Here is an 11,795-nt window from a genome sequence, read left to right on the forward strand (position 1 = left end):
GAGGTTGTGAAAGAAGCGTTTTGAGCTGAGTAATAAGACAGAAAAATAGAAAATGGTTCTTCACATTTTTTATTTTTTTGGCTTATTACCGAAGTTCAGCTTCTTGAACACCGTTTATTAGATGTCGTGACAAAGATGTTCAATTCCGAGTATTAAGGCGGAATTTGAGAAAATACTTCTTCAAATTTTATGATTTTCACCTTAATACCCAGGATCAACTGATGGAACACCATTTAACAAAGTTGTGGCAAAGATGCTTAGCTCCATATCAGGATCGATTTCTATCAATTCATAGTAAAACAAAATGACCGGATCAATCAAAAGTAACTTATCTACTTTTAGATTGATCCAGTCTTTTTTATTTGTTCAAAAAAAAGAGTTAGCTCTGTAAAGAACTAACTCTTCAATAATTACATACTTACTGCGAAATCAGGTGCATACCATTGAACTGAGCCAACTTTAACACTTTCACCTGGTTGTGGTGCATGGATGTATTGTCCGCCACCTAATGAAATAGCTACGTGGTAAGTTCCACCTGCTGAACCCCAGAACAATAAATCTCCTGCTTTAGCTTGAGAAACTGAGATTCTTGCTCCAGCTGATTCTTGAGGAACAGTCCAGCCACCGATATCACGGCCAGTTACTTGTAAATATACATAGCGTGTAAATCCAGAACAGTCAAAACCACTTGGATCTTTACCGCCCCAAACATATGGCACACCAATGTATTTATAAGCTTCAGCAACGATTGCAGCTCCATTTGTTGATGGTGCTGGTGTTGATGGTGTTGTTGGAGCTGGTGTTGACGGCGTTGTTGGCGCCGGTGTTGTTGGCGTTGTTGGTGCCGGTGTTGATGGTGTTGTTGGCGCCGGTGTTGTTGGCGTTGTTGTACTACTTCCATTTCCACCAGTCGAAGGTGTTGATGGTGTAGTTGTTGATTCTTCTGTTACTGAAGATTCTGGTGTTGAAGTTTCAGGAACAGTGCTTTCAGTAGATGAATCTTCTGTTGATGTAGATGATTCTGGAACAGTTGATTCTTCTGTTGTAGAAGATTGAACAGTTGATGATTCAGTTGTAGATGATTCAGAAACTGTTGATTCTTCTGTTGTTGATGAAGCTTGTGTTTGAACAGTTTGAGCTGCTGCAGCTGCTTCTGCTTGTTCACGTGCTTCTTTTTCTGCTTTTTCTTGTGCAGCTTGTTGACGAGCTTGTTCTGCTAGACGAGCTTGTTCACGAATACGAGCTTGCTCAGCTTCTGCTTCTGCTTTTTTACGATTCAAGTCTGCTTTTTTGTCTTCAGCAGTTGCTTGTTCAGCAGCTAATGAAGTTTTTAACACGTTTAAATCAGCTTGTTTAGATAATAGATCACCTTTTTGTGATTCTAAAGCTGCTTGGTTTTGTGATAATTCATTTAATTTAGCTTCATTTTCAGCTTTTTTATCTTCAACAGCTTGTTTGTCTTCTTTTTGTTGTTTCACTAAATCTTGGTTTGCACGAACGATTGAAGACATTGCTTGCACACGTCCGATTGCATCTGAAAATGATTCAGCATTCAACACCGCATCAATATAATTTGAACTTGTGCTTTTTACTTGTGTTTCACGTGCTTGTTTTTGGATTGTTTCTTCACGTTTTTCAATACGTTCTTGTAAATCTGCAATTTCTTTTTCTAATTGAGCAGATTCTTTACGTAATGTGTCTTGTTTAGCTAATAAATCTTGAGCTTTTGTGTTAATGTCAGAAACTTGGCCTTCCAATGCCTCGATTTGAGATTGTGCACTTAATTGTTGGTTTTGTAAATCCGCAATTTTTTGATCTTGTTGTTGTATTTGAGAATCAAAATCTTCCGCCGCGGCTGCGATCGGTGATGCTACGGCAGTCAAGGCCATTGAACTTACCATTACTGCTGATATTAAACTCTTTTTCACTCTTCATTCCTCCGACTGGCTTAATTTAATAAATATCTAAAAATATTTAAGTCTTTCTTAACGATATCAAAATTGTACCATAGCTGTATGTCAGTGAGATAATAGCAATGTTACAAAAATATTTCAAAACGACTGTTTATAATGACAAAAATGTAAGTTTGAGAAAACATTTTCAAAAAAATGCTTATAATGAACAAAAAAAAAGAAATTATTCATCCCTGAATAATTTCTTCAAAGGTACAACAAGTAAGGCAAAAAGCAACATATTTAGTAGTAATGTTGGTCCTAGATACTTCGTAATGAAGAAGGTGCTGTTCACCGTTGCCAATTTGAACACCATTTGGACTCCTAGCGTGAATAATTCGTAGCCCGTAACAAAAATGATCAAACTAAAAAATTCAGTAAAGATATTGATATGGATCACTGACTTCATGGCATACATCACGAATACCAGTAAAGGAATAGCTACCGCATAAATTCCGATGACACCAATGTAATAGGAATCAAAGATAATTCCTAAAACAATGGTCGTAATCAGCATGTAATGTTTGGGAAAAGTCAAACTACAAAACATTAAAACTAAAATCAAAATATGGCTACTTGCCATATAATTCCCATTTGACCAACTGATCATCATTCGTGTCAAATGCCCATCGATCAATATCAGTAAAAACAAAACAATCGGTAAATAATACTTCATTGTGTCTTTTTTCAACATGGATTATTCCTCCACCAGACGTTGGATGATCGTTACAACTGGCATATCATACATGTCTGCATATGGTTTGACGTAGACCTCGCGATCAAGTCCATAACTGTCTGGTTTTGTTTTGATCACTGTACCGATTGGTAAATCAGCTGGAGAATTCCCGCCAAGCCCTGACGTTTGTACAATGTCACCTTCTTTGATATCACTATCCCCAGTTAATTGCGTAACAACCAAAGCTTGTAATTTTTCGTCGTAATTTTTCAGCAAACCGAATGCTTCTTTATTTTCAGAAGACACTCGTACTGGAAAATGGTTAGAACTTTCATTAGAGGAAGTAAGCAATTCGACTTTAGATGATGTTGCATTTACTTCTATGATACGCCCTACTAAACCTTTTTGTGCCATGACCGCCATGTTCACTTCGATTCCATCATTTGTTCCTTTGTCGACTACTAGCATATCTTGCCATGAATCGGGAGAACGAGTGATGACGTTTGCTGTCACTTTTTCATAACTGGTCAAGGTTTGGTTCAAGTTGAGCTCACTTTTTAATGAGTTGATTTCTTTTTGTAAATTTTTATTTTGTTGTGCCATTTCATCATAACTATCAAGTTTTTCTTTTAGTCGCTCATTTTCTGAATAGGTTGTAAATAGATGATGGACTGAATCCACACCATTTCCTACCCATCTCACTGGAGCTGAGATCGCTCGATCAACAAATGAGACACTATCGTTAACGATGGATTGGAAGAAATTAGGCTTTCCTTCATTCGCTCGCTGGGCAGCAGTCACACTTAGGATCGTTACAACAACGATAACAATAACTAAGGTAATAATAATATTTTTATTAGGATTGAACTTCTTCACAAAGACACCTCGAATTAAATTAGACTCTTACCTGTAATTTTATCATTAAATACAGGGAAACAAAAGGCTCGACCCCTCTTTTAAGCTTTTTTTAGCAAATAATTTATTCTGTCATTTTTTAATCGGTTGTCTTATTTTTTTACACATAACTTATTAGGCAGAATTTCTAATCTTTGCTTTGGATAACAGCTATTATCCCATCTTCAAAAGAAAAAGATGCTTGTTCTGAAACAAACTCATTACTCGCATAAGATGTCGGTCTTAACACTTCTTCCTTCACTAGCTGATACTTACTATCTGTCAAAGTCAGATTATTGACTGCAGTCAAGCAACAATAAGCAAGATACTTCATTTCAGAAAGCTTATGGATTGTGTAGTATCCAGGTAAGTAATACGTCACATCATTTTGTTGATCTTTAAGGTTAATTTGTCGAATAAATGGTTGAAACCTTGGTTCTAGTGGAAGCCAAAGATTTGCCAGCAAATGATCCAATCGACCACCTGTCGCACCAATCAAGGTAATCATCGCTTCTGGAAACTCCTCTAAGGTTTTCTCAAGACCTAGTTGGGTATCCGTATCATCTTTCTCTGCTGGAGATTTTCGTACCTCCAACGCTTGCTTCGACACTCGCTGATATTCTTCTGTAGTCAATGAATCGAAATCTCCTATAGCTAAATCCAGCGGATAACCGGCTTGGATCAGATATAATGCACCGCGATCGATTCCAACATAACGATCAAAAATTTTTTTCGTCAAATCGGGCCAAGCTTGTGGGTCTCCTCCTGCTACAAGCAATACTTCCATCTAACTCAAAGCCTCTTTCAACAAATTGATCTGACCCACTGGATTTTCTGAGCTATAGATATACGAACCTGCTACGAAGACATCTGCACCTGCACGTTGACAAATTTGTGCAGTTTCTGGCACGATACCTCCATCTACTTCGATCAAGTAATCCCAGTTATTTTCTTTACGCAATTGCGCCAATTCAGCAATCTTATCAACGGTTTCTCCAATAAAGCTTTGCCCACCAAATCCAGGATTCACTGTCATAACTAGTACTTGATCCACCATTGGCAAAACATGTTTAATCATTGCAACAGGTGTACCTGGATTGATCACAACGCCAGCCTTCACGCCGAGATCTTTGATCATTTGGACTGCACGATGGATATGAGGTGTTGATTCTACATGAACTGTAATGATATCCGATCCAGCCTTAGCAAAATCAGGAATATAATTTTCTGGATTGATGATCATCAAATGGACATCTAGAGGCAATTTTGTAATCGGACGGATGGCTTGGACTACATTGGAGCCAAATGTAATATTAGGAACAAATTGTCCATCCATCACATCAACATGGATATAGTCGGCACCGCCTTTTTCTACTCGTTCAATATCTGCTTGCAGGTTTGCAAAATCTGCGCTTAAGATAGATGGTGCTATTTTCATGACCTATTCCTCCTATTTTCTTTTACCTTCTTTTTTGTTATACATTGGTTTTCTTTTTTCAATTTCTTGTAAAAATTGTAGATAATTGTTATAGCGTGTTTGGGCGATTTCTTTTGCTTCGACTCTTCGTTTCACTTCACAGTCCGGTTCTTTCACATGCATACATTCACGAAAACGACAGTGAGCAGAAGCTTCTACAAATTCCGGAAATTGCTTGGATAATTCCGCTGGTTCGATCACCAAAAAATCAATAGAACTAAAACCAGGGGTATCCGCAACTAACCCATCATATAGAGGCAATAGTTCAACGTGTCTAGTCGTATGACGTCCCCTACCTAATGAATCAGAAATCTCTCCCGTTTCTAAAGCTAATTCTGGTGAAATTTCATTCAATAAAGTTGATTTCCCTGCCCCAGATTGTCCCATAAATACAGTCAAATTCTCTGGGAAATAACGAACCAGTTCTGCTGTATCTCCTTGCTCTTTAGGGATGATCACCGGATATCCTATCTTTTCATACGTTTCTTTTATCTCTTTGAGCTGTGTATCTTCTGTAACTAAATCAGTTTTTGTCAGATAGATGATTGGTTCAATGGATTCATATTCCAACATGACCAAGAAACGGTCTAATAGATTGTATGAAAAAGTTGGTTCGACCAAACTAGTGACTACTACTCCTAAATCAATATTCGCCACAGGTGGACGCAACAGTTGATTTTTACGTGGCAAGACTTCTAATAAATAGCCATCTGTTTTATTCTCACTTTCAAAAATAACGTGATCACCAACTAACGGGGTGATTTTCCGATTACGAAAATTTCCTCGTCCTCTCGTTTGATAGGTCTCTCCATCTGTATATACATAGTAAAACCCACTAATCGCTTTTCTGATTTGTCCTTTAATGAATCCCACCTCCATTTTTAGTTTATTTTACCATACCCATGACGAAGTGAGGAGGAATCAAGAGAAACTTATCATAAGAATGAATCTTTTATAGGATAGCCATTGTTGAAACGAAATCACTAGGACTACTCCTCTATATTTTCATCATAGGGAGAACAAAAAACACTTAGCTATTCGCCTCACAATTAGACGAATACTAGATCCATCTTTTTTTCATTCTTGATTATTTTCTGGCTGGTTTTGATGCGCAAAAAAAGCTGGAATCGAAATTTCCAGCTCCGCTTTGTCTAGCGGAGTAGGATCCTTCTATCCCAACTTTTCATTACTCTTTTTTAGTTTATCACTATTCATCTTTTGTTGAAGATGTACTCGTGGAGCTCTCCTCTGGTTTTGATGAAGAACTTGAGGAACTTGAGCTGCTACTTGAAGAACTATCTGAAGATTCTTTTTCAGAACTAGCAGAGGCCTTCTCTGGATCAGGTCCCTTAGAATAAACAACATTGACAATCGTGCCTGGAGTGATAGATGCTCCGACACCTGGCGCTGTTCGGATGACCTTATCTTTTTCGACTGTGTCTGAATACTCATAACTTTCATGTCCGATGTACTCTGCCCCTATATCCGACAAGTAACTTTGAGCATCACTCTTCGTATAGCCAGAAATATCGTTCAATGTTTTCGCATTCGGACCTTGACTCACCACAAAACTAATAAAAGATGTCGGTGTCAAAGGCTCTCCATATGCTGGGGACTGACTGATGATTGCTCCTGCCGGAACGGTGTCGCTGTAATCATACGTCATACTTATATTAGTGTAACCATTTGTAGTTAACATACTACGGACAGCTTCGTAGTCTTGCCCAGTATAATCACTCATCGTAGGTTGTGTTCCTTTACTTACGACTAGTGTGATCGTTTCTGTTTCTGGATCCACTTCTGATCCCTCATCTTCTGATTGAGAGATGACCATGTCGCTTGCAACGTCATCACTAAACTCTTCTTCTTTTTTGATGTTTCTTGAAGAAAATCCTAGGTCTAACAATTTTTCACGCGCTTCTTCATAGCTCATACCACTATAATCATCTAGACGAACTTTTTTCTTGCCACTGCTGACATAAAGATTGATTTCACGATTTTGTTTGACTCTTGTTCCCGCTGCTGGATCTGTTTTAACGATATCTCCTTCGCTGATTTTATCATCTGCAATTTCTTCCGTTTTTGATGCTACAGTTAATTTAGCCTTTGTTAAGGTGTCTCTTGCCACCTCTTCAGACAACCCAGAAACATCAGGAACCGTTACTTCGCCTCTTCCCCCAGATGCAAATAAGGCTGCTGTGCCAATCCCTAGCAAAGCAAAAATCACTAGTAAAAGAATCCACCATTTTTTTCGTTTTTTCGTTTTGACATCTGGCATAGTTTCCTCTATTTTTTCTGGTGCTTCATGCGTTGCTTCTTCAGGTAAAGGCATAGATTTGAAAGAATCAGGCATAGGTGTGTCCTCAGTAATCGGTGTTAACACTTTTGTTTCATTCACCATTGCCTGAGGCTGCCATTTTTCTTCATTTGCTCGTTCTGGAGATAAAGCAGTAGCTAATTCATCGGCCATCTCTTCCGCTGTTTTATAGCGATCAGTAGGTTCTTTAGCTGTTGCTTTTAAGACCACATTTTCCAATGCTTGAGGAGTTCCAGGGTCTACCTCTTTAATTGAAGGCAGTTCATCTTGGAAATGCTTAAGGGCAATCGTTACCGCTGATTCTCCATCAAATGGCACACTTCCGGTCAACATTTCATAAAGTATAATCCCTAACGCATAGATGTCGGACTGTTTAGTTGCCATGCTTCCTCTCGCTTGCTCTGGTGAAAGGTAATGGACTGATCCTAACATGGTATTCGTTTGCGTGATCGATGTTTCTGATAACGCAATAGCAATCCCAAAATCGGTGATTTTCACGACTCCTTCATTGTCGATCAACACATTTTGTGGTTTAAGATCTCGATGGATGATCTGATGACTATGTGCTAAAGAAATAGCAGACAAAATCTGTTGCATGATATTTACTGCTGTCTCATAAGGAATGGGGTAACGGGTTTGGATATAACGTTTTAGATCCATGCCTTTTACATATTCCATCACTAAGTACTGCATATTGTCTTCTTCACCGACATCATAAACACTAACAATATTCGGATGCACAAGTTCTGTTGCGGCCAAGGCTTCTCTTTGGAACCGACGAATGGCAGTCTGATCATTTTGGAAATCAAATCGGAGAACTTTGATAGCTACGTCACGATCCAAAATTAGATCGTGCGCTAAAAAGACATTTGCCATACCACCATTACCAATATTTCCAGTGATTTGATAACGTCCATTTAGTTTTCTTCCTGGTTCAATCATGCAACATCCTCCTTATATTCAATAAGAAGAACCGTAATATTATCTGCGCCGCCAGCTTCATTTGCTCGGTCGATAAGTTGGGATACTTTATCTGCTAGATTTCCTTCTTGATTGATAATTGTCCCAATAACTTCTTCAGATAGCATGTTTGTCAACCCGTCTGAGCAAAGGAGCAGCCGATCTTCTCCCTGCCACAAATAAGTAGCTACATCTACTTCAAGTGCGCCTGGCATACCTACAGAACGCGTTAAGATATTTTTTCGGGGATGATTCACTGCCATTTCTTCACTGATTTCTCCAGACTTCACGAGTTCGTTGACCAATGAATGATCTTCGGTCAATTGGATAAGTTGATCATTCCGAATCAAGTAAGCACGGCTGTCACCTACATTGGCAATCGTAAAGCTTTCAGCAGATAATGCAGCTGCCACAATCGTCGTACCCATGCCATTGTACTCTAATTGTTCTTGCCCTAACTGGTGGATGGCATTATTTTCTTCTTGGATTGCTTGAATGAACCACTGAGCAATTTTTTCGTCATCCACCAATGCTTGCTCTTCCCAATCTTTACCCAAATTAAGTACCGCCATTTGACTAGCAATATCTCCTGCTCTATGTCCGCCCATCCCATCTGCTAATACTGCAAGGGTGATTCCGGCTTGATTTTTAAATACACGGACGTAATCTTGATTCGTATTACGTCGTCTTCCTACATCTGATTGATATTCAATCTGCATTCTTTCACCTCATTACTTTTTGCGCAAACAACAAATGAAAAAGCCATCTGTATAAAATTGATGTGGATACAACGTCAACATCTTCTCCTTGATTGATGATTGTAGCACAGGATCAACTAAAACATCAATCCTCTCAAAATCAGGATGTCGTTCTAAAAATGCGGCGATAACTTCTTGATTTTCTTCTTTCAAAATCGTACAAGTGCTGTAAGTCAAGATTCCTGAAGGTTTTAAAACCGCCGCAGCACTTTCTAAAATCGCTAACTGGATGGTAGGTAAATTAGCTAGATCATGCTCATTTTTTTTGTAGCGGATGTCTGGTTTTCGTCGTAATAAACCGAAGCCTGAACAAGGTGCATCGACTAAAATTCGGTCAAATTGTTCGTCAAACTGTTCATTGACTTCTCGTGCATCGATTTTCTGTGCATAAACTGTATTAGCTACCCCTAGACGCACTGCATTTTCTTCGATTAGTTTGACTTTATGTTCATGTACATCCAAAGCTGTAACTTCGCCCCCACAAGCAGGATCAAGGAACGTGGCGATGTGTGTCGTTTTTCCTCCCGGTGCAGCACAGGCATCTAAAACGTGATGTTCTGGTTCAATTTGCATGGCTGGAGCAACTAACATGGAACTTTCATCTTGGATCGTCATGATTCCATCATGGAAAAGTGTACTAGAAACCAGTCGCCCTTTTTCAGCAATGATTCCATAAGGACTGATTTGACTGGCTTCTACATCGAGGCCTTCTTCTTGCAACACGTGAATTGCTTGTTCTCTTGATAATTTACGAGTATCTACTCGACCACTGACATGACTAGGCTGATATAAAGACAATCCCAATCTTTCAGTTTCTTCATAGCCTATTTGTTCAACCAAACGCTGTGTCAGCCAATCTGGCAAACTGATGGTGATCGCCAAACGTTCAATGGGATCAGTAATGGTTGTCAGGTCCGGTTTCTCCTGACGTAGATAGTTTCTCAATACTCCATTGACAAATTTCCCCGTACCAGGATTTCCTTTGGTTTTAGCAATTTCAACTGCTTCATTTAAAATCGCATGATCTGGTACTTTATCTAAAAATTCTAATTGATAGACAGATAGATATAATAATGTTTTTACCCAGTCATCGATTTTTTTCGCATGAGCTATTAACGGGGCTATATAAAACTCTATCAAACGTTGACGACTAATCGTTCCATATACCAATTCCGTAAATAACCCAATGTCCTTTTGATTGAGTTCGCCTTGATTGATCATTTCATTTAAAAGTAAATTAGAGTAGGCGCCACCTTTATTTACACGCTCCAAAGTCATCAAAGCCATAAATCGAACAGATCGTTTCATTTTTTTCGGTATTTTTGCCATTATTTCACCTGCTGTCCAACAGCTACGTGTTGTCCACTGCCGTTTAAGAATTCATGAATTAGTTGTTTCCCTTTTCCTGCAGGTTGCAACTCTTTGATTGCCAGTACCGTGTTATTCCCACAAGCAATCCAAAGCTGTTTCTTCTCTTTTTTGATAATCGTTCCAGGAGCTTCTTCTGTAATTTCAGTTGGTAACACTTCTACCGACCAAATCTTCCATCGAGTTCCTTCATAAGTGGTGAAAGCAATCGGCCAGGGTCTCATTCCACGAACTTGTTGATCGATTTCGGTCGCTGTTTTTTGCCAATCAATCGCTTCTTGCTCACGGGTGATGTTTGGTGAGAATGTTACTTTATCTTCATCTTGCGGCATTGGTTGTAAGTTACCGTTCAAGATTTCAGGCAAAGTATCAATTAACAGTTGTCGCCCCAATTGACTGAGCTTTTCGAACATCGTACCTACATCATCTTGTTTTGTAATCGGTAAGCTTTCTTGCGCATATATTCCTCCTGCGTCCATTTTCTTGATCATTTCCATAATGGTCACGCCTGTTTCTTTTTCACCATAGATAATGGAATAATGGACAGGGGCGCCCCCACGGTATTTTGGCAATAAGGAAGCATGGACATTGATTGCACCATGTGTTGGGACTTGCAATAGCTTTTCAGGCAGAAACTGTCCGAAAGCTGCCGTCACGATTACATCTGGTTTTAATTCAATCATTGTTTCTAACTCGGGAGAACCAGAGATTTTTTCCGGTTGTAAAACGAGCAGATCATGTTTAAGCGCTGCTTCCTTCACTGGTGTAGGTGTAATAATTTTTTTTCGTCCAACCGGTCTGTCTGGTTGTGTGACTACTGCGGCAATTTCATACCCTGATTTGATCAGGCCTTCAAGAATAGGAACTGAAAATGCAGGTGTACCCATAAATAGTATTCTAGTCATCAAGATGTTCCTCCATATATTCTTCGAGATGTTCTTCGGAAATTTGTTCAATCATTTTTTCAATAAATAAAATACCATCTAAATGATCAATCTCATGCTGAAAAGCTCTGGCAAGGTAACCGAAAGCAGTGACTTCCATTTCCTCACCCTCACGATCATAATAACGAACAGTGACTTCATCTGCTCGATTTACAGTACCGTAGACATGGGGAATACTCAAACAGCCTTCCACATCAATACTTTCTCCTTTAGCTTCAATAATTTCTGGATTGATCAATTCGAATTTATCGCCTTCATCTACTTCAATGATAGCAATTCGCAAATTTTTTCCTACTTGAGGAGCAGCAATCCCAATACCGTCATTTGCGACCATCGTTTCATAAAGATTGTCTAATAAGACGATGGTCTCATCCGTGATCAAGTCAACGCTACGAGCTTTTCGATTCAGTTTTTCATTTGGGTGGATCATTATTGGATAACGCATAGTG

Annotated in this window: 11 protein-coding genes; all 11 read right to left on the reverse strand. The window is 39.0% G+C overall.

Features of this window, described 5'->3' with window-relative positions:
• Positions 1–410: 410 nt before the first annotated feature.
• Positions 411–1,928 (reverse strand): C40 family peptidase, encoded by a 1,518-nt coding sequence (locus A5844_RS13005; protein ID WP_086285596.1) that lies wholly within the window; start codon positions 1,926–1,928, stop codon positions 411–413.
• A gap of 208 nt (positions 1,929–2,136) precedes the next feature.
• Positions 2,137–2,646, reverse strand: a complete 510-nt coding sequence (mreD, locus tag A5844_RS13010; protein ID WP_086285597.1) for a rod shape-determining protein MreD — start codon at positions 2,644–2,646, stop codon at positions 2,137–2,139.
• Between the two features lie 3 nt (positions 2,647–2,649).
• Positions 2,650–3,504, reverse strand: coding sequence for a rod shape-determining protein MreC (gene mreC, locus A5844_RS13015; RefSeq protein ID WP_086285598.1), 855 nt, complete (start codon positions 3,502–3,504; stop codon positions 2,650–2,652).
• A gap of 166 nt (positions 3,505–3,670) precedes the next feature.
• Positions 3,671–4,309 carry a thiamine diphosphokinase gene (locus tag A5844_RS13020; RefSeq protein WP_086285599.1) on the reverse strand — a complete coding sequence of 213 codons (639 nt, stop codon included), beginning with the start codon at positions 4,307–4,309 and terminating at the stop codon, positions 3,671–3,673.
• Entirely contained in the window at positions 4,310–4,960 is a 651-nt protein-coding gene (gene rpe, locus A5844_RS13025; RefSeq protein WP_086285600.1) for a ribulose-phosphate 3-epimerase, read from the reverse strand. It lies immediately after the preceding gene.
• A 12-nt stretch (positions 4,961–4,972) separates the two neighbouring features.
• On the reverse strand, positions 4,973–5,872 hold the full coding sequence (gene rsgA, locus A5844_RS13030; RefSeq protein WP_179190608.1) for a ribosome small subunit-dependent GTPase A: 900 nt from the start codon (positions 5,870–5,872) through the stop codon (positions 4,973–4,975).
• A gap of 334 nt (positions 5,873–6,206) precedes the next feature.
• Positions 6,207–8,258, reverse strand: a complete 2,052-nt coding sequence (gene pknB, locus A5844_RS13035; RefSeq protein ID WP_086285602.1) for a Stk1 family PASTA domain-containing Ser/Thr kinase — start codon at positions 8,256–8,258, stop codon at positions 6,207–6,209.
• Positions 8,255–8,995 carry a Stp1/IreP family PP2C-type Ser/Thr phosphatase gene (locus A5844_RS13040; RefSeq protein WP_086285603.1) on the reverse strand — a complete coding sequence of 247 codons (741 nt, stop codon included), beginning with the start codon at positions 8,993–8,995 and terminating at the stop codon, positions 8,255–8,257. Before A5844_RS13040 ends, pknB begins: the two co-directional genes overlap by 4 nt.
• A 12-nt stretch (positions 8,996–9,007) precedes the next feature.
• Complete coding sequence (rsmB, locus tag A5844_RS13045) at positions 9,008–10,363, reverse strand: 16S rRNA (cytosine(967)-C(5))-methyltransferase RsmB (RefSeq protein WP_086285604.1); 1,356 nt, start codon at positions 10,361–10,363, stop codon at positions 9,008–9,010.
• Entirely contained in the window at positions 10,363–11,307 is a 945-nt protein-coding gene (gene fmt / locus A5844_RS13050; RefSeq protein WP_086285605.1) for a methionyl-tRNA formyltransferase, read from the reverse strand. Before fmt ends, rsmB begins: the two co-directional genes overlap by 1 nt.
• On the reverse strand, positions 11,300–11,791 hold the full coding sequence (gene def, locus A5844_RS13055) for a peptide deformylase (RefSeq protein ID WP_086285606.1): 492 nt from the start codon (positions 11,789–11,791) through the stop codon (positions 11,300–11,302). Before def ends, fmt begins: the two co-directional genes overlap by 8 nt.
• Positions 11,792–11,795 lie beyond the last annotated feature (4 nt).

This window comes from Candidatus Enterococcus wittei (assembly GCF_002140175.1).
GTDB classification, from domain to species: Bacteria; Bacillota; Bacilli; order Lactobacillales; family Enterococcaceae; genus Enterococcus_B; species Enterococcus_B wittei.

Bases quoted from the DNA above. Each gene is read 5' to 3' on its own strand.
- fmt (WP_086285605.1), bottom strand. From the start codon at position 11,307: ATGACTAGAATACTATTTATGGGTACACCTGCATTTTCAGTTCCTATT.
- rpe (WP_086285600.1), bottom strand. From the start codon at position 4,960: ATGAAAATAGCACCATCTATCTTAAGCGCAGATTTTGCAAACCTGCAA.
- rsmB (WP_086285604.1), bottom strand. From the start codon at position 10,363: ATGGCAAAAATACCGAAAAAAATGAAACGATCTGTTCGATTTATGGCT.
- def (WP_086285606.1), bottom strand. From the start codon at position 11,791: ATGCGTTATCCAATAATGATCCACCCAAATGAAAAACTGAATCGAAAA.
- pknB (WP_086285602.1), bottom strand. From the start codon at position 8,258: ATGATTGAACCAGGAAGAAAACTAAATGGACGTTATCAAATCACTGGA.
- A5844_RS13020 (WP_086285599.1), bottom strand. From the start codon at position 4,309: ATGGAAGTATTGCTTGTAGCAGGAGGAGACCCACAAGCTTGGCCCGAT.
- A5844_RS13040 (WP_086285603.1), bottom strand. From the start codon at position 8,995: ATGCAGATTGAATATCAATCAGATGTAGGAAGACGACGTAATACGAAT.
- mreD (WP_086285597.1), bottom strand. From the start codon at position 2,646: ATGTTGAAAAAAGACACAATGAAGTATTATTTACCGATTGTTTTGTTT.